The sequence below is a fragment of the Siminovitchia fortis genome, from assembly GCF_003605365.2.
GTDB lineage: Bacteria > Bacillota > Bacilli > Bacillales > Bacillaceae_C > Siminovitchia > Siminovitchia fortis.
Window position 1 is genome coordinate 15,146 of sequence record NZ_QYTU02000019.1, and the last position, 16,557, is coordinate 31,702.

Annotated in this window: 21 protein-coding genes and 1 pseudogene; 3 read left to right on the plus strand and 19 right to left on the minus strand. The window is 43.1% G+C overall.

From position 1 onward, the window contains the following. Positions 1–68 precede the first annotated feature (68 nt). Positions 69–1,445 carry an amidase gene (locus tag D4N35_RS09735; protein WP_120072959.1) on the plus strand — a complete coding sequence of 459 codons (1,377 nt, stop codon included), beginning with the start codon at positions 69–71 and terminating at the stop codon, positions 1,443–1,445. A 49-nt stretch (positions 1,446–1,494) separates the two neighbouring features. Here the strand turns inward: D4N35_RS09735 and D4N35_RS09740 are convergent, their stop codons facing one another. From D4N35_RS09740 to mntR, 15 genes and pseudogenes are all read right to left on the minus strand, one after another. Then, positions 1,495–1,665, minus strand: a complete 171-nt coding sequence (locus D4N35_RS09740) for a YozD family protein (protein WP_120072961.1) — start codon at positions 1,663–1,665, stop codon at positions 1,495–1,497. A 19-nt stretch (positions 1,666–1,684) separates the two neighbouring features. Then, positions 1,685–1,912 (minus strand): YozE family protein, encoded by a 228-nt coding sequence (locus tag D4N35_RS09745; protein ID WP_120072963.1) that lies wholly within the window; start codon positions 1,910–1,912, stop codon positions 1,685–1,687. A gap of 203 nt (positions 1,913–2,115) precedes the next feature. Continuing rightward, positions 2,116–2,190 (minus strand): annotated as a pseudogene (locus tag D4N35_RS18405) (YjcZ family sporulation protein); the annotation flags it as partial. A gap of 232 nt (positions 2,191–2,422) precedes the next feature. Next, positions 2,423–2,848, minus strand: a complete 426-nt coding sequence (gene msrB / locus D4N35_RS09755) for a peptide-methionine (R)-S-oxide reductase MsrB (protein WP_120072968.1) — start codon at positions 2,846–2,848, stop codon at positions 2,423–2,425. Beyond that, positions 2,835–3,386 carry a peptide-methionine (S)-S-oxide reductase MsrA gene (gene msrA / locus D4N35_RS09760; protein ID WP_120072970.1) on the minus strand — a complete coding sequence of 184 codons (552 nt, stop codon included), beginning with the start codon at positions 3,384–3,386 and terminating at the stop codon, positions 2,835–2,837. The genes msrB and msrA overlap by 14 nt, the downstream gene beginning before the upstream one ends. 26 nt (positions 3,387–3,412) lie before the next feature. Next, positions 3,413–3,997: a YpmS family protein gene (locus D4N35_RS09765; RefSeq protein WP_120072973.1), complete on the minus strand. Its 585-nt coding sequence runs from the start codon at positions 3,995–3,997 to the stop codon at positions 3,413–3,415. Between the two features lie 26 nt (positions 3,998–4,023). After that, positions 4,024–4,800 carry an SGNH/GDSL hydrolase family protein gene (locus tag D4N35_RS09770; RefSeq protein ID WP_120072976.1) on the minus strand — a complete coding sequence of 259 codons (777 nt, stop codon included), beginning with the start codon at positions 4,798–4,800 and terminating at the stop codon, positions 4,024–4,026. Between the two features lie 702 nt (positions 4,801–5,502). Beyond that, a complete protein-coding gene (locus D4N35_RS09775; protein ID WP_120072978.1) occupies positions 5,503–6,345 on the minus strand; it encodes a DegV family protein in 843 nt (280 codons plus the stop codon). Between the two features lie 74 nt (positions 6,346–6,419). Continuing rightward, positions 6,420–6,905, minus strand: a complete 486-nt coding sequence (locus tag D4N35_RS09780; protein ID WP_120072980.1) for a dihydrofolate reductase — start codon at positions 6,903–6,905, stop codon at positions 6,420–6,422. Next, positions 6,902–7,696 carry a thymidylate synthase gene (locus D4N35_RS09785; protein ID WP_120072982.1) on the minus strand — a complete coding sequence of 265 codons (795 nt, stop codon included), beginning with the start codon at positions 7,694–7,696 and terminating at the stop codon, positions 6,902–6,904. The genes D4N35_RS09780 and D4N35_RS09785 overlap by 4 nt, the downstream gene beginning before the upstream one ends. Positions 7,697–7,712: 16 nt before the next feature. Then, positions 7,713–8,402, minus strand: a complete 690-nt coding sequence (locus tag D4N35_RS09790; protein WP_120072984.1) for an anthrax toxin lethal factor-related metalloendopeptidase — start codon at positions 8,400–8,402, stop codon at positions 7,713–7,715. Positions 8,403–8,744: 342 nt separating this feature from the next. Next, complete coding sequence (locus D4N35_RS09795) at positions 8,745–9,182, minus strand: BrxA/BrxB family bacilliredoxin (protein WP_120072986.1); 438 nt, start codon at positions 9,180–9,182, stop codon at positions 8,745–8,747. A gap of 19 nt (positions 9,183–9,201) precedes the next feature. After that, complete coding sequence (locus D4N35_RS09800; RefSeq protein ID WP_120072988.1) at positions 9,202–10,338, minus strand: conserved virulence factor C family protein; 1,137 nt, start codon at positions 10,336–10,338, stop codon at positions 9,202–9,204. 203 nt (positions 10,339–10,541) lie between these two features. Next, positions 10,542–12,233: a formate--tetrahydrofolate ligase gene (locus D4N35_RS09805; protein WP_120072990.1), complete on the minus strand. Its 1,692-nt coding sequence runs from the start codon at positions 12,231–12,233 to the stop codon at positions 10,542–10,544. 115 nt (positions 12,234–12,348) lie between these two features. After that, complete coding sequence (gene mntR / locus D4N35_RS09810) at positions 12,349–12,783, minus strand: transcriptional regulator MntR (RefSeq protein WP_120072992.1); 435 nt, start codon at positions 12,781–12,783, stop codon at positions 12,349–12,351. Between the two features lie 276 nt (positions 12,784–13,059). Between mntR and cspD the strand changes: the two genes are divergently transcribed. Further along, positions 13,060–13,269 carry a cold-shock protein CspD gene (cspD, locus tag D4N35_RS09815; RefSeq protein WP_018707214.1) on the plus strand — a complete coding sequence of 70 codons (210 nt, stop codon included), beginning with the start codon at positions 13,060–13,062 and terminating at the stop codon, positions 13,267–13,269. Between the two features lie 27 nt (positions 13,270–13,296). Here the strand turns inward: cspD and D4N35_RS09820 are convergent, their stop codons facing one another. Together D4N35_RS09820 and D4N35_RS09825 are read right to left on the minus strand one after the other, a co-directional pair. After that, positions 13,297–13,485: a zinc-finger domain-containing protein gene (locus D4N35_RS09820; RefSeq protein WP_120072994.1), complete on the minus strand. Its 189-nt coding sequence runs from the start codon at positions 13,483–13,485 to the stop codon at positions 13,297–13,299. A 31-nt stretch (positions 13,486–13,516) separates the two neighbouring features. Next, positions 13,517–14,182 (minus strand): reverse transcriptase-like protein, encoded by a 666-nt coding sequence (locus D4N35_RS09825; RefSeq protein ID WP_120072996.1) that lies wholly within the window; start codon positions 14,180–14,182, stop codon positions 13,517–13,519. A gap of 125 nt (positions 14,183–14,307) precedes the next feature. Between D4N35_RS09825 and D4N35_RS09830 the strand changes: the two genes are divergently transcribed. Further along, positions 14,308–14,697, plus strand: coding sequence for a reverse transcriptase-like protein (locus tag D4N35_RS09830; protein ID WP_120072998.1), 390 nt, complete (start codon positions 14,308–14,310; stop codon positions 14,695–14,697). 26 nt (positions 14,698–14,723) lie between these two features. Here D4N35_RS09830 and D4N35_RS09835 read toward each other — a convergent pair whose 3' ends face one another. Together D4N35_RS09835 and D4N35_RS09840 are read right to left on the minus strand one after the other, a co-directional pair. Further along, a complete protein-coding gene (locus D4N35_RS09835) occupies positions 14,724–15,644 on the minus strand; it encodes a 5'-3' exonuclease (RefSeq protein WP_164876335.1) in 921 nt (306 codons plus the stop codon). 78 nt (positions 15,645–15,722) lie between these two features. Further along, positions 15,723–16,553 (minus strand): sulfurtransferase, encoded by an 831-nt coding sequence (locus tag D4N35_RS09840; RefSeq protein WP_120073002.1) that lies wholly within the window; start codon positions 16,551–16,553, stop codon positions 15,723–15,725. Positions 16,554–16,557: the final 4 nt, after the last annotated feature.

The window sequence follows — 16,557 nt, forward strand, 5'->3', positions numbered from 1 at the left end:
AAATACTGTCGCCAATATGATAAAATAGTCTCAGCTGCCGGACAATTAAAATAGATGGAGGTTTTAAAATGATGTCAATCAAGGAAATGCTTGAAGGCTACAAGGCAAAAAAGTTTTCGCCTGTTGAGGTCACGAGAGAATATATTAACAGGACAAAGCGGGCAAAAGCGCTTAACGCCTTTATTGAATTGACCGAAGAAACTGCCTTAAACCAAGCGAAAATAGCGGAATCCCGCTGGTCTATAGGACAGGCTGGAAAGCTCGAAGGAATACCGTTGTCGTATAAGGACAATATCTATGTAAAAGGAATACCGGCAACAAGCGGATCAATCATTGACCGCGACTTTGTTCCAACTGAAAATGCTCCCGTCATTCAAAAACTTCAGAACGAAGGGGCCGTCATGATCGGAAAAACGAATATGCATGAATTTGCCTTTGGAATAACAAACAATAACCCTTTTTACGGACCTGCGAGGAACCCTTGGAATCCAGACTATATTTCCGGGGGATCAAGCGGTGGGTCTGCCGTTTCAGTCGCAGCCAATTTAAGTGCGGCTTCCATAGGAACAGATACGGGAGGCTCCATCAGAATCCCCGCCTCCTGCTGCGGACTGATCGGATTAAAGCCGACGCACGGTCTGATCAATAATTCCGGTACCACTCTCATTTCGTGGTCAATGGACCATACCGGTCCTATTGCGAAAAATACTGCTGACCTGGCATTAGTTATGGAAGCAATGACGAATACAAGCTATACATATGAAAATACTACTTTAAAAGGTTGGAGAATCGGTATTCCTTCCACTTATTTTACAGACCGGATGGAACCAGAAATATTGGAAGTATATAAGGATACATTGAAAAAGCTCGAAAAACTGGGAGCCTTGCTTTTTGAAGTAGAGCTGCCACATGCTGAAGAGGCAGGCTCATTAACTTTTACAGTGGCGATGGCAGAGGCCGGATATGTTCATAGAGAAAGGATTGCCGAAAATATAGACAAATACGGAAATGATGTAAAAGCTGTCATGGAATCGAGCTCGGCAATTTCGGCAATCGAATATATTAACGCCCTTACAAGAAAAGAACAAATAACGGCCGAATTCAATCGTTTATTCAATGAAGTTGACCTGATTGTAACCCCCACCCTGCCGGCTCTCCCGAAACCTGTCGGAGAAGAAATTATTCAATTGACCGATGAACCAGAACCTATTTTTAATTGCTTCATCCGATACACATCTTATTTTAACCTGACCGGACACCCGGCCATCTCTATTCCCGCCGGTCTCAGTGACGATAAGCTTCCAGTCGGTGTTCAGTTTGTTGGGGCAAAGCTGAATGAACAGCGCCTTATATCCGCTGCAGCTGCTTTTGAAAAACACTTTCTCGGGGATTTTTATAAAACGAGGGAAGAAGTATTAAAGGAACAAACCTTCAGTTTTCAATGAAATGAAGACATCATTAAGGGGAAGCCTCAGCTTCCCCTTTTATTGATGATCAATCATCTGATTCTTCTGCAATGATGTCTTTTTTCAATAAATACTCAAACGTGATATCCGCAAGCTCCCTTACCTCGTCCTCTGCAGGAATGAAACCCCTTTTGATAAGTTCTTGGTAAAAAAATTCGGCAATTTCTTCTGTATCAATAAACACATCGATTTCGCGCATTTCATTCCGCCCCTTTTCTCTATTTTTTATTCTCTGCTTCCAAATACAGCTCCCAAGCTTCATCATAAACCGATAATGTTGTTTTATAGCTTCCGTTCAATTCAAGGTATTCGCTGATTTCATAATAATCCTGCGAATCTTTTGGAAAGTCGTGATCCTTATAAACTTCTTCCGCAAAAAAACTTAATTCATCTTTTGGTTCCGGCTGCCGGTATTTAAGTAAAAAGTGATAAAAAGATTTCTTCATGATCCCATACGCCTTTCAGCTTTCTTGTTCATCCAATATAATGGATTGTCCAGCACATGTAAACCAAAAGCCCTTGCAGGCAAAAACATTGTTTGTCTTTCTATAAATGTATGCAAAGCCAGTTTCAAAAAGCCCCCTATTTTCAGGGGGCTCGCTGCTTAAAGATTTTTACGCTTTTCGTGTTTCATGATTTTCAAATACGTTTAATTAACCCAGCAGGCGCCGATGATGATCAACAGGATGAACAGCACAACAATCAGCGCAAAGCCGCCTGCGAAACCAAACCCGCCGTATCCACAACCTCCACCATAGCCATACGCAGGCGATACGAAGCCGTCGCATCCACATCCGCAGCCGCCATATCCCCCATATCCGCCATAGTACATGTCATCACTCCCCAATCATTTCATATGGTCTCTTCATCCATATACTATGTAGGTGTTTCGCGGACCGCATGTGCTTTTGCCCATTTTTTAAACAATTGAGGGTTATTTGCTTAGAGGCAACGGCCTATTCAAAAAGCTTTTTAAACTCACCGTATCCTTCTTCTTCCAGCTTTTCCTTGGGTATGAAGCGAAGAGCGGCGGAGTTTATACAGTATCTCAGCCCCGCAGGCCCTGGTCCATCCGGAAATACATGCCCCAAGTGGGAATCAGCAGTCTTGCTTCTTACTTCCGTTCGTATCATACCGTGGCTGAAGTCCTGGTTCTCCAATATTTCACTTTCCTCAATCGGCTTTGTAAAGCTTGGCCAACCGCAGCCGGCATCATATTGATCCTTTGAACTGAACAATGGCTTTCCCGAAATAATATCTACATATATCCCTTCCGCCTTGTTATTCCAGTATTCATTATGAAAAGGAGGCTCAGTTCCATTATTCTGCGTCACTTCATATTGAAGCGGCGTCAACTTTTTTCTCAGCTCATTTTGTTCCATTTTGTTCACCCCAGTGTCGCTCAATGAATTGTGCCCTTCCTGACCCATGTTGGTAAGCAGTGTAGCGTTCGGGATTTTTCCGGTAAAAGTTCTGATGATATTCTTCTGCCTCATAAAAAGGCTTGGCCGGCTCAACCGCTACTGCTATAGGCTTTGAGAACTTTCCGCTTTTGTCCAGATCTTTCTTTGATTCTTCTGCCAAAACCCGCTGTTCTTCATTGTGGTAAAAAATGGCTGGGCGATATGAATCGCCCCGGTCGTAAAATTGTCCACCGGCATCGGTCGGATCGATTTGCATCCAGTATAGATCAAGAAGCTTGTCATAAGAAATGACTGTTGGATCAAACGTGATTTGAACGGCCTCCGTGTGGCCTGTCAACCCTGAACAGACCTGTTCATACGTAGGATTAACAGTTGTTCCGCCAGTATAGCCAGATATAACTTTTTTAATCCCGGGCATTTCGTCAAATGGTTTGACCATACACCAAAAGCATCCACCTGCAAATGTTGCAAGCTGCAGCCGATCATCTGCTCCCATTATTACCCCTCCTTGTACAATACAAATTATTCTGTGGGAACAAGCATCTTCATAGATATCCTATCCTTTTCAAGGTCAAATTCCTGCACCCTTACTTGAATGCCATTGTTAAGTCTCATTTCCTGCAGCGCCACGTATACTTGGTGGTCATTTGGCTGGATAATGACCCACGGCGGCAATTTATAGGCATCCCGTATAAATTTCATTATATAAGATACCGGCAATTTTACATCGCCCAAATAAACATCCTTTTGTTCCAGCACAAGATCGCCATTCTCCAAAGCTTTCGGCTCAAAAGTCATTTTCAACTGCATGGCTTGTGAAAATACAGAAACCTCTCCATAAAGCTCGACCTCATCGGTCAAAAAAACATTATAATGAATGGGCCCATTCAGGCCTTCCTTTTCAATATAATAATTGATAAGGTCGTTCAAATCCTCTTTATGGGTATCTATCGTAAATTCCGAATAGGTACCCGTATCCGAAGCGTTTTTTGGAATCTCCTTTTGATCCGATGATAAAAACAGGAGCAATCCAATGCCGCAAACAAATAGCAAGTTAGCGGCAGCCAACACAATAAAAGCTATTTTCCAAACGTTTTTGTTACCCATTATGTGTCCCCCGTACAGCAAGCTCATCATATATATTTTTCGGCAGTCAAAAGATCATAAATTCGCTCTGCAATCAACTCATACCCTCGAGTATTAGGGTGGAAATAATCAGTATACAACAGACTCTCCTCATTATTTTCAAAAATGTCGGCAACAGGGACAAAAAGAGCATGATCATATTTTGCAATCGTCTCAGAACTTACGTTGTTCCAGTTGTCAACAATTTGATCCATTTCCTTTATATCTGAAAACCATTTGATAAAAGGATTATATATACCGACAAGTACGATTCCGGCATCACTGTTATAACTCCTGATCAGGGTTAATATGTCATCCAGCCTGTCTTGATATTCATCTTCCGCCGCAATGAATTTATTCAGCTTAAGACCCAAAAGGTTTTCCCTGAAGACCTGCATGACATCATTGCCGCCGATCGTAATAATGACAAAATCAGCATCGGTAATGTCTGACTGTACCTCTGGCTGTTGCAGGCGACTCAATAATTGGTCCGTTCTGTTTCCTTTTTTGCCGTGATTTTCAAACTCTGCCTTGTTGATGCCTTTGAGATTCTCAAGGTTTTCTTTTAAGAAGGGAATATAACCCCCATGCTTATCATCAGATCCTACTCCCTGGGTCAACGAATCCCCGACAGAAACTATTTTAACATCTTGAGGTATAAAATCTTCAGGGGGCATCTGCTTATGTTCCAAAGCCGTTTCCTTTTTACCGAGCTCTCTTGTATGGTTCGCACACCCTGCAAGAAGTAATACAAAACACATTAATGCAAATACAATTTTTTTCATATGGCTTGCCCACTCGCTTTATTTAAGTGCCTTCATTATAACATCATATGCCGTATATGATAAAAAGATATTGAACCATTAGAGAAAACAACTATTTATTGCTCAGAGAAAAGCGCAAGCGCCCGTTTAGCGACGTACAAACGGAAATGCGGAAGACGGCTGTTTAGGGGCGACAAGCGCTGGCCGCCGACAAACGCCACATCCTGTGGCGTCGGTGGCACTAGGACATCCTGTCCGTCGGAGGGCAATCCAGTGAAGTCGTTCTTTGACTTCATTGGATTGACCGAAGCGACCTCGAGCCCCTGCCGTCTGAAGCTAGACACTGGAGCCCTCCGCAATGAGATAAAGGATAAGGAAAGGCGGAGAGTGCCTGCCTATCGGCGCAAAGCTAGACGAGCGCTGAAGAAGGCGTAGTTTGCCTTCAGCAGCGATTGGCTTAATCCTTGCGCCGATGGCACTCGGAGCCGGACAACACGGCGAGGTACGAGCCGATGTTGACTTATCGTAGTACTCTGAGCCTACTTCCTCGAATAAACATCCACGCAGAAAAAGCGAAGCTTTTTCGAGGAAAGGAGGACGAAGTTTGCTAGTCGCTGGGCGCTGAAGCTGGACAAAGAAAAGATTCTTTTGAAAAAAATTTTCATATTAGGCTATACTTTACTTTTGCTCTAAAATTAAAAGCGATCTTCATGACCGCTTTTTTCAGTCTGCATAATATGAAAAGCCTATGGCCCCTTGGCCGGTATGAGTGCTGATAACCGGGCTTGTCCAAAGTATCTCAACAGAGTGGAAATCTGTCTGTTTCTCAATCTGCTCTTTCAATTTTGCCGCAAAATCCAGCCCATTTGCATGTGCAATGCTTGCATATTTGATTGTTTTCCCTTTCACATCATTCATAAACTGTTTCATAATATATTTTACTGCCTGTGAATGGCTCCGAACTTTGGCGACCGGGGAATATTCTCCGTTTTCAAGTATCGCAATCGGTTTGATATTCAAGAAGGAACCGATCAATGCTGTCCCCTTTCCAATCCGCCCTCCTTTTACAAGGTTTTCCAATGTGTCTACTACCACAAACAAATTGGTGTTTTTTCTTATTTCGTTCATTCTTTCAAAAATTTCGTCTGCAGCAAAGCCTTCTTTCGCCATTTTTGCCGCTTCCCTTACTTGAAAGCCCAATGCTTTGGAAATAAACAATGAATCTACAACATTTACTTTTCCAGTAGCCATGGCTGCTGCGGCCTTTGCTGATTCTGCCGTTCCACTCAGTTTCCCCGCCAGGTGAATGGATATCACTTCGCTTCCATCCTCTGTCAGTTGATTATAAAGATTAAGCAATTCTCCTATTGCCGGCTGGGAACTTTTTGGAAAGTCCTTTGATCCCTGCATTTTTTTAATGAACTCTTCAGGAGCAATATCAACCCCATCTAAAAAAGTCTCCTCCCCGATGGATATAGTAAGGGGGATAACTCGGATATTCAATTCACTCGCTTCTTCCACCGTCAGATCACTGCTTGAATCCGTCACTATTTTTATCATTTGCATGCTGCACATCCTCAGAGCTTATATTTTGTTTGCGGGCTCACGTATGAAAAAAGCGAACACACCGGTTCGCTTTTTTAATCCCGTTCGTATATTTGGAACTCATAATCATATGGATTTTTGTCATCCTTCGGACCTTTTACAGCTGATATTAAACGCCACTTTTCCCAATCCATTTTTGGGAAATAGGTATCGCCTTCAAATGCTGCCCTGATTTTTGTTACATACAGCCGGTCGGCGACATCCAGAAAAAGCTTGAATATTTCCGATCCGCCGGTAATAAACACTTCTGAGCCGTTTTCTTCAATCCATTCAAGAAGTTTTTCTTTCGTATGAAAAACAAGACAGCCTTCAGCCCGGTATTCTTCATCCCTTGTCAAGATGATATTCGTGCGTTCCGGCAATGGCCGGCCGATCGACTCATAAGTTTTTCTCCCCATCACAATCGGATGGCCCATTGTTGTTTTTTTAAAATATTTCAAATCGGCCGGCAGCCGCCATGGAAGTTCATTGTTATTCCCGATCAGCCCATTTTCATCCTGAGCCCATAAAAAAGAAATCATACACTCACTTCTCCTCTAATATGCGGTTGCGCATTGTAATCTTCCAATGAAAAATCTTCATAAGTAAAAGCGAACAAATCTTTCACATCCGGATTGATTTTCATCTTTGGAAGCGGCCCCGGCTTTCTTGTCAACTGAAGTTTTACCTGCTCAACATGATTTTTATATATGTGGGCATCTCCCAATGTGTGGACGAACTCTCCTGGCTTAAGGCCCGTAACATGCGCCATCATCATGGTCAATAATGCATACGAAGCTATGTTAAATGGGACGCCCAGAAAAATATCGGCTGAACGCTGATAAAGCTGGCAGGAAAGTTTTCCGTCGGAAACATAGAACTGAAACAGACAATGGCATGGCGGCAGCGCCATCTTATCGATGTCCCCCACATTCCAGGCGTTGACAATCATCCGCCGGGAGTCCGGGTTTGTTCTAAGCTGATGCAGAACCTCTTTGATCTGATCCACTGTTTTCCCGTCAGCCGCCTGCCATGACCGCCATTGTTTTCCGTAAACAGGGCCTAGATCTCCGTTCTCGTCAGCCCACTCATTCCAAATTCTGACTCCATGATCCTGAAGATACTTCACATTCGTATCACCGGCCAAAAACCAAAGAAGCTCATAAATAATTGATTTCACATGCAGTTTTTTTGTAGTCAAAAGCGGAAAACCTTCCTGCAGATCAAATCTCATTTGATATCCGAAAGTGCTGATCGTACCGGTACCGGTCCGATCTTCCTTTACTGTTCCGCTTTCAAGCACATGGCTGCATAATTTCAGATACTGTTCCATAAAAGACACCCTCGCTTTATTGTAGGCTGTTTAAAAAATTATACATTTTCGGAGCTTTCACTTTCAATTGTTCCCGTGTATGTTCAGAGTAAAAGTAATAGGCAAAACATTCGGCGAAATACTCTTCCTTGTAGTCGAGAAAATAATCCCGTTTCGGAAATAGTGAGCTTGCCTCCTGTTTCCATACCTCTGTCAATTCCTTATCCGTTTTGTCATCATTATAGGAGAATCGCTGCAGAGAATGGGCCAGCTCATGATATTCAAGATTTACTGAACCGTGGCCTTTCCCTTTTTCACTTGATCCGATTTTGACAAAGACATACTGTGAGCCGCCAGCACCCGGCAAATCATCCCATAACACAGTTTCAGGGTAACCTCTGGGCACCTTCCCTTTCAGATGCTCTACGTAAGGCTGATCCGTCAATTTCCCTTCGAAAAGAATTATTTTTATTCCATTCTTTTTTATATCTGACAAGATTGATTTCGGCAGAAGATCCAGCCTCTTGATGATGTTGGCCGCTTCCTCACCGTCAAACTCTTCTTCCGGCAATATGACTGCATCTTTCAGCAGATTGCCAGACTTTAAGGTTAACATGCTATAAAGTTCGCTTTCTCCAAGCGGCACCCCAATATTTGTTGCCTTGGAAAAGTCGGAAATAAAAAATAGGACAGGGAAAATAAGAAGGATTAATAATATTTTGCGCATTCTGGGCTGCCTCTTCTCTTCTTATGTTTTTTGAGGATAAAATAAATTATATCATATTTATTGAGAGATTTAGAGATTCCCAGAAGAAGATTTCATTGCATCGACGGCTTTAAATAAGAATAAACATGAATTTATTGCATTTAAAGGAACTTTTTCCGTTATCAATGGTAAAAGTTTTAAGTTGAGGTATAATATGAGTATTCGTTTGGAATAAGGAGGGTTAATAGATGACATCTGCACTTATTACAATTGGACTCATTGCTTTGCTTGGTTATTTTGTTTATTTGAATATTGCGGATTAAGAGCTTTGGGCACATGAGCAGCCCAAAGCTCTCTATCCTTTTATTTACAGTTTTTTTCAAAAGCTCCCTTTAAGCTGGCGATGATATTCTCCACTTCACTGTCCTCAATATCTTCCCTCGGAATGAAATGTACAACTTTCTTTCCTTGCATCAGTGCAATGGAAGGCGACGATGGTTCATAGCCGGAAAAATACTCACGCATTTTCGCGGTTGCTTCCCTCTCCTGCCCGGCAAAAACCGTTACGAGATGGTCAGGCTTGACAGTGCTTTCTTCAATTGCTCTGATGGCTGCAGGTCTTGCAAGCCCGGCGGCACAGCCGCAGACCGAGTTGACGACAACAAGCGTAGTCCCCGTTACATGATTCATAAACTCCTCAACTTCTTCAGGGGTCAAAAGCTCTTTGAAGTTTGCCTGCACAAGTTCCTCTCTCATTGGCTTGACCACTTGTTTCATATATTCCTCGTATGCCATCGACATATTGATTCCTCCATTTCCATTACTTCGTCGGCTGTTTCCTTGCTTCAGTCATTTGCTTCCAAACGGAGCCTTTTGCTTCTTCTCCGCCCTCAATGCGCTCGATAGCCATTTTTATTTGCAGCCGGACTTCAAATTCCGGATCGTTCTCCGCCGCTTTAAGGGCTGGCAAAACCCGTTTATCTCCCACTTCATACAGGAACATGGCAGCGCGCCAACGTACAATTCTGCTTTTATCTTTCAGTGCCTGGCTCATTTCTTCCATGGCTTCAGAAAATCCGAGATCTGAAAGACAGTCACCTGCTGTTCTTCTTACGGTGACCGTTTTATCATGCAAACCTTCATATAAAAGAGGAAGAACTCTCTTATCTTCTATCATTCCAAGATAAACGACAGCCAGTCTCCGTATGGATGACTTTTCATCGTGCAGGGCTTTTTCAAGCACCGGAAGATCTTCAAGACCGGGCGTATCCATTTGCTCCAAAAGCTGATATCTTTTTCTCCAATCAGGCTCATCGAGCATTTCCGGGGTGAGCTTGATCAATTTTCTTGTTTGAACAGATTGCCGGGCATCAGGTTTGTTGGCATCTTCGATGATCTGTTTCAATCTTTCGTCGGGATACGCAGCCCCCAGCTCTTCAGTCACCTGTTGTCCAATCGCATCGAGGTCACCATACCTAACTCCCATATCCTTCCATTTTCGCAAAAGGACATAATTATCGCCTTCTGATTGTACCGCTGACATGGCATCTGTAAACCGCTTCGGCAGTCCGAACCTTTTTTCTTCCGTCCCTGTTGACAGTTTGACTTGCAGCGGGATGCCTTTAAACATTTGAACCTGGACCCCTACTTCACCGAAATGTTCGTCCGGCTTGATCATTTCCTCATTTGAAGGATCTGTATTTTCACCAAACACTTCCCTGACTTTTGGTAAAATTTCTTCCCAATGGAACTTCCCATTTCTTTCCACAGCCAAAAAATCGGCTACATGGTAGACTCCTTTTACTCCATCTATTTCAAGAATCTGTTTTATATAAGGCGGGGCTGATTCCATATGTTCCTTTTTATAATTGTTGCTGACACCCGCTTCAAGTTCCTCGCTTAAAATGACCTTCATCGTATTTGGACTCGGTGTCGGTTCAATTGTTTTTATTTTCATGACAATCCACCTTTCCCGAAAATGTTTAAAACCCCTGTGAATAATTGTACCACAGTCTTCACCCTATCCACTAACAGCAGGATCTAACACGCCGGACGCAGCACAAAAAGATAATGAATTATCAACAATTTCCTATACCAGAACAAAGGCGCAAAGAGTTGGTTTGCGCCTTTTTGTTCTACAAATAAAGTATAACTTGCTTCTTAAAACAACCCGATTGCCCGGCCTCGTTCGTCCACATCCATATGATTGGCTGCCGGCTCTTTTGGAAGCCCCGGCATTGTCATCATTTCCCCGGTTAACGCGACAATGAAGCCGGCTCCCAGTTTGGGTTTCAGTTCCCTTACATGAATGATGAAATCCTCAGGACGTCCGAGTTTGGAAGGGTCGTCTGAAAGGGAGTATTGTGTTTTCGCCATACAGACAGGCAAATTTCCCCATCCCTGGTCTTCAAATTCCTTCAATTGCTTTAACGCCGCAACTGAAAACTCTACGTCCTTGCCTCCGTATACTTGTTGAACAATCGTCCTGATTTTTTCCTCAAGAGAATCCGATAGATCGTATAAATAGTTGAATTGCCGCTTGTCCGATTCTATTACGTGCAACACTTTCTCAGCAAGACTTATACCGCCTGCTCCGCCTTTTTCCCAAACCTCTGTCAATGCAACAGGGATAGAATGTTTATCGCACCATTTTTCAAGAAGCGACACTTCAGACTCCGTATCTGCAGAAAATTTATTGATCGCCACAACAAATGGCAGGCCGAATGCTGCAATCGTTTCCGTATGTTTCTTTAAATTCTCCAAACCCTTTTCAAGAGCCATAATATTTTCATGGGTCAGCTCATTCTTCGGAACCCCTCCATGCATCTTTAAGGCCCTGATTGTTGCCACAATAACAACGGCATCCGGCTGCAAACCCGCATTTCTGGATTTGATATGGAGGAATTTTTCTGCCCCAAGATCTGCTCCAAAACCAGCTTCCGTTACTACAAAATCACCCATTTTCGCTGCCGTTTTCGTCGCCATGATGCTGTTGCACCCGTGGGCGATATTGGCAAATGGCCCTCCATGAATGATAGCGGGGGTATGCTCGATTGTCTGGACGAGATTCGGCTTGAGCGCGTCTTTTAATAATAGGGCAAGAGCTCCTTGAACCCCGAGATCTTTTACTGTGACAGGCTTCTTGTCTAAATCATATGCAATAACCATGCGGGAGAGTCTCCGCTTTAAATCCTCCAAATCTGTTGACAGGCACAGCACAGCCATGATTTCCGAAGCGACCGTTATATCAAAGCCGTCCTCGCGCGGAATCCCCTGGGCTGGCCCCCCAAGTCCGACGACTACTTCACGCAAAGCACGGTCATTTAAATCAACTGCCCGTTTCCAAACGACTCTGCGCTGGTCGATTCTCAGTTTGTTCCCCTGCTGCATATGGTTGTCCAGCAATGCAGCAAGTGCATTATTTGCTGTGGTGATGGCATGCAAATCTCCCGTGAAGTGCAAATTGATGTCCTCCATCGGAAGTACCTGTGCACGGCCTCCGCCTGTTGCCCCACCTTTGATCCCCATCGTTGGGCCGAGAGAGGGTTCTCTAAGGGCAATCACCGTCTTTTTTCCAAGCTTTGATAAAGCATCGCCGAGTCCGACGGTCACCGTGGACTTGCCTTCGCCTGCCGGTGTCGGATTGATGGATGTGACAAGGATAAGCTTTCCATCTTTGTTTTTTTGAAGTTCCTTAATCTTTTCATAAGAAATCTTTGCTTTGTATTTCCCGTAATATTCAATGTCATCTTCATACAGGCCTATCTTTTCGGCAACTTGTTGAATTGGCAATACCTCGGCGTTTTGTGCGATTTCGATATCACTCATTGGCTGTTTTCCGCTCACATGCATACCTCCCGATTTTTTAAATCAATTGTACCATATAGCACCATTTTTTCCTTTTATTATCCTTATTCACGCAAAAAAAGCGCCTTAATATCTAATATCAAGGCGCTTTTTTTGGAGTTTATTGACTTGCTGTTTCTTCCTCGTTTTTTTCTTGAATAAGCTTCAGTTCCGTGATCCTTTCCGGGTATTCTTCGAAATACTGTACGAGATCACCGATGCGGTCAATGGAATTCCAGCTCAAGTGATGTTCAATCCCTTCCACATCAGCGTATATATTATCTTCATCCACCCCGATAATCATAAGAAACCTTTCAAGCAGGTCATGACGGTCAACAAGCCGTTTGCCGATTTTTTTCCCTTTGGCGGTTAAAACCAGCCCTCTGTATCGTTCATAGTGAAGGTAGCTTTCCCGATCAAGTTTTTGAACCATTTTCGTAACCGAGGAGGGATGGACTTCGAGAGCTTCCGCTATATCTGAAACCCTTGCATATCCTTTGTTGCTGATCAGTAAATAAATCTGTTCAATATAATCCTCCATGCTTGGGGTCGGCATCTTTATCCCTCCTCTTTCCCGTAATAAGCAAATAAAAGTGTACTATAAGAAAGGAGTTTTAACAAGTGATGTATGTACTTCGGCTTACCGTTATTACAATTTTCGAATAAATCACGTTAATTTTAAGCGTTTTCTTGACTCTTTATTTTACCTGGTGTATAGTTGACTTATCATTTAAGCAAAATATAGGGAATCTACAGATTTTTCAGTTGTTTTGCTTTATGATAATATTTTTTATTGGCATTCGTTGCCGAAGATTTTAGGAGGATTAAGTGCATGCAAAACGGAAAAGTAAAATGGTTTAACAATGAAAAAGGTTATGGATTCATCGAGGTTGAAGGTGGGGACGACGTTTTCGTACATTTTACCGCAATCCAAGGAGAAGGCTTTAAAACACTGGAAGAAGGCGAAGAAGTTTCTTTCGAGATTGTTGAAGGAAATCGCGGGCCTCAAGCTGCTAACGTAAATAAAGTTTCTTCTATATAAAAAAATCCAAAGGCTGACAAATTTTTGTCAGCCTTTTATTGTTAACAATAAATCGCCTTTCTTTCGAAGGCTTTCACCAACCGTACATTGCTTAATGCAAAAGTGGTGAGCGTGCGTTTTGCTATATTCTTTCCTGAAGTGTTTCTTTAAAAAACATTCTTCACAATATTCCTTTAATAGACCATTAATTTCTTTCATCACTTCTGAACGGTTCATGTGACCAACCTTCCCTTGACACTGATTCTTTTTATTCTTGCGTTTCGAGCTTCAGATGACTGTCAATCATCTGATTTCGAAGGGCCTGGCCGGCCAGTTTATGGGCTTCTTTATTTTCATTTCTGGCGATGATTTGAAATGACGGCTTTAGACCCATGGCTTTTATTTTTTCTTCAATCCTGTCCAGCCACAGATTCAGCGTTTCATCAAAACAGGGCCATTCTCCGGACAGCTGTTTAAGCACTCCCTGTGCATCCCCCATGATTACGCAAGGGGAATGCTTCACACCGAGTTGCTGAAGTACCTCCAAAGCATTGTACAATGCTGCATATTCCGCCTCATTGCTGCTCAACAGCTCGAGTAATTTCGCGTTATATCTTATGCGGAATTTCTCTTTGCCTTTATCATAATAAATCACAATGCCAATTCCGGATTCCGCGTTTTCCCGGTCGTATCCCCCGTCAAAATAGATGGTCGGATTGCGCGGCTCATCTTCTGTCTTTTCCATCAGTTTATGAAATTCCTTTAATGTCCATTCCCTTCCCATTTCATCCATTACGGTTATATCTTTAATCCTGCCTGTCTTCAGCATATCGTTGACCAATGGCGTGATCCCCTTATCCTCAAACCATTCCGACTCCAATTGGAGCTGTTTTGTGCCGGGGCCCTTATAATAAAATTTCAGCTTTACATCCATTTAACTGATCCCTCAATGTGATTTTGTTGGTTCAAACATTCCTGTCAGATATAATTTAAGTGATCTTCTTTAAATATGATATTTCCCCAGTTGGACAGAAATAACCGAAAGGAGATGCTGTTAAATTGATTGAAGTATACATTGATGGCGCCAGCGCAGGGAATCCGGGCCCGAGCGGCATCGGCATTTTTATAAAGAATAATGGACAAGTTGAATCTCATTCGATTCCGCTTGGACAGTTGACCAATCATGAAGCCGAGTTTATGGCTCTGATCAGGGCACTGGAAATTTGCCGGGATCGTTCCTGTTCGATTATTTCAGTGAGGTCTGATTCCGCCCTTGTAGTTGATGCCGTCGAAAATACATTCGTGCGAAATAAAAAGTATGCGCCGCTTCTGGACACAGCCCTTCAGCTTGCAAGGTCTTTCGAACTTTTTTTCATTAAATGGATCCCGTCAAAGGAAAACAAAAAAGCGGATGAACTTGCAAGGAAAGCCATCCGGATGAACCGTTAAGAAAGATAATCGATTCATATTTCAGGTCAGCGGGACAATTCCCATTCCGCAAACGGATCTTCCGCCACTTCTTGTTTTAACTGATAAAGCTGGCGGCGTATAGTGTTCATTTCGTGTTCTTGAACGATTTCAAAGGCCGTATGGGGAACGCCTGGCCAATTCGCTTCCTCAAGATCGATTGTGACCGGGACATTACAATGTATTTTGGCCAATTCCCGAGACATATGCATCATCTCTTTGTCCTGTTCTATCTTGTTTCGCTGCGATGGCGTCAAAGCAGATAAATTCTCAAGCAATGACTCAATATTTCCGTGCTCCTGTATAAGCTTCATAGCTGTTTTTTCACCGATTCCCTTTACCCCCGGATAGCCGTCACTGGCATCGCCCATCAAAGCTTTCACATCTACAAGCTGTTTGGGCTCCATTTGAAACTTTTCGGTAAACGAGAGTTTGGTATATTTGGCATAATGGCCGATTCCTTTTTGCATAATCCATACATGCACCTGATCATCCAAAATTTGAAGCAGATCGCGGTCACCTGTCAAAACGGTGACATGGATATCTTTTTTGATTTGTTCGCAAATCGTTCCAATGCAATCATCCGCTTCATAACCGGGAAGTCCTATGTTCGGTATGGAAAATGCTGATGTCACTTCTTTTGCCAAATCGAATTGGGGAATAAGCTCGACGGGAGGTGCCTCCCGATTGGACTTGTAATCTTGGAATATATCATTTCTGAATGTTTTGCTCCCCATATCCCAGCAAACGGCAACATGTGAAGGCTGTGATGATTCCAACGCTGTGAAGAAGTGGCGCAAAAAGCCCTGAACAGCGTTTGTCGGTATTCCTTTGCTGTTAATCATAAACTGCTTTCTGACGGCCGTGGCAAAAAATGAACGGAAAAGCAGAGCCATTCCGTCAACTAGTAATAACCTATTTTTATTCATCAATGGATAGCACCTTTCAGCCATTTTTTTATATTGTCATTATAGCATAGAAAAACAGGGCTTGCCGGAAGCCCTGTTTTAATTTTCTTCCTTTTCGACCGGATTTTCTGGGTATGAAACCCAATCAGAATAACTGCCTGCATACAGCTTGACGTGTTCAAACCCTGCTTCAAGCAATGCGATGATATTCGGGGTGGCTGTCACACCCGATCCACAGTAAACAATGATACTGCCGTCCTTATCCAAATCGGAAAATCTGCTGATCTGTTCTTCGCGGCTCTTCCATTTTCCTGCTTTAAATCCGTCTGTCCATTCGCGATTAATCGCGCCAGGAATATGTCCCAGTTTACGGTCAAGCGGTTCAATAATGCCCAAGTATCTCTCCCTCGCCCTTGAATCAATCAGCACTGCCGTTTGTTTATTTATTGCGGCTTTAACGTCCGCTATGTCCGCGAGCATATCGAGGTTCAAATTGACAGTAAAATGGACAGGCTTCGTACGCGGTTTGACATCCGTTATTGGAAAACCGGCTTTCTCCCAATTTTCCATGCCCCCGTCCAGCACATAAACATCAGGATGCCCCATGTACTTCAACAGCCACCAAAAGCGGGAAGCGAAGCAGCAATCCCCGCCGTCATAGGTGATAACTGTTGTTTTTTCATTGATGCCGGCTTGTTCGAGCTTTTGTTGCAGCTTTTGAATATCGGGCAGAGGGTGCCGGCCCCCGTGTTTCTGAACTTTGTCAGACAGATCATCGGCCAAGTCAAAATGGACAGCACCCGGAATATGTTTATGCTCATAAGTCTTTTTGCCATATAAAGGGTCTGTTAATGAGTAGGTACAGTCAACAATCCGGATATTTTCGTCTTCCAATCTCTCTTTCAGCCATTCTATCGATTTAAAAAACATAAAC

Excerpts from the sequence above, each read along its gene's own strand:
- D4N35_RS09735 (WP_120072959.1), top strand. The coding sequence starts at position 69 with ATGATGTCAATCAAGGAAATGCTTGAAGGCTACAAGGCAAAAAAGTTT.
- D4N35_RS09740 (WP_120072961.1), bottom strand. The coding sequence starts at position 1,665 with ATGCGCGAAATCGATGTGTTTATTGATACAGAAGAAATTGCCGAATTT.
- D4N35_RS09745 (WP_120072963.1), bottom strand. The coding sequence starts at position 1,912 with ATGAAGAAATCTTTTTATCACTTTTTACTTAAATACCGGCAGCCGGAA.
- msrB (WP_120072968.1), bottom strand. The coding sequence starts at position 2,848 with ATGGAACAAAATGAGCTGAGAAAAAAGTTGACGCCGCTTCAATATGAA.
- msrA (WP_120072970.1), bottom strand. The coding sequence starts at position 3,386 with ATGGGAGCAGATGATCGGCTGCAGCTTGCAACATTTGCAGGTGGATGC.
- D4N35_RS09765 (WP_120072973.1), bottom strand. The coding sequence starts at position 3,997 with ATGGGTAACAAAAACGTTTGGAAAATAGCTTTTATTGTGTTGGCTGCC.
- D4N35_RS09770 (WP_120072976.1), bottom strand. The coding sequence starts at position 4,800 with ATGAAAAAAATTGTATTTGCATTAATGTGTTTTGTATTACTTCTTGCA.
- D4N35_RS09775 (WP_120072978.1), bottom strand. The coding sequence starts at position 6,345 with ATGCAAATGATAAAAATAGTGACGGATTCAAGCAGTGATCTGACGGTG.
- D4N35_RS09780 (WP_120072980.1), bottom strand. The coding sequence starts at position 6,905 with ATGATTTCTTTTTTATGGGCTCAGGATGAAAATGGGCTGATCGGGAAT.
- D4N35_RS09785 (WP_120072982.1), bottom strand. The coding sequence starts at position 7,696 with ATGGAACAGTATCTGAAATTATGCAGCCATGTGCTTGAAAGCGGAACA.
- D4N35_RS09790 (WP_120072984.1), bottom strand. The coding sequence starts at position 8,402 with ATGCGCAAAATATTATTAATCCTTCTTATTTTCCCTGTCCTATTTTTT.
- D4N35_RS09795 (WP_120072986.1), bottom strand. The coding sequence starts at position 9,182 with ATGTCGATGGCATACGAGGAATATATGAAACAAGTGGTCAAGCCAATG.
- D4N35_RS09800 (WP_120072988.1), bottom strand. The coding sequence starts at position 10,338 with ATGAAAATAAAAACAATTGAACCGACACCGAGTCCAAATACGATGAAG.
- D4N35_RS09805 (WP_120072990.1), bottom strand. The coding sequence starts at position 12,233 with ATGCATGTGAGCGGAAAACAGCCAATGAGTGATATCGAAATCGCACAA.
- mntR (WP_120072992.1), bottom strand. The coding sequence starts at position 12,783 with ATGCCGACCCCAAGCATGGAGGATTATATTGAACAGATTTATTTACTG.
- cspD (WP_018707214.1), top strand. The coding sequence starts at position 13,060 with ATGCAAAACGGAAAAGTAAAATGGTTTAACAATGAAAAAGGTTATGGA.
- D4N35_RS09820 (WP_120072994.1), bottom strand. The coding sequence starts at position 13,485 with ATGAACCGTTCAGAAGTGATGAAAGAAATTAATGGTCTATTAAAGGAA.
- D4N35_RS09825 (WP_120072996.1), bottom strand. The coding sequence starts at position 14,182 with ATGGATGTAAAGCTGAAATTTTATTATAAGGGCCCCGGCACAAAACAG.
- D4N35_RS09835 (WP_164876335.1), bottom strand. The coding sequence starts at position 15,644 with ATGAATAAAAATAGGTTATTACTAGTTGACGGAATGGCTCTGCTTTTC.
- D4N35_RS09840 (WP_120073002.1), bottom strand. The coding sequence starts at position 16,553 with ATGTTTTTTAAATCGATAGAATGGCTGAAAGAGAGATTGGAAGACGAA.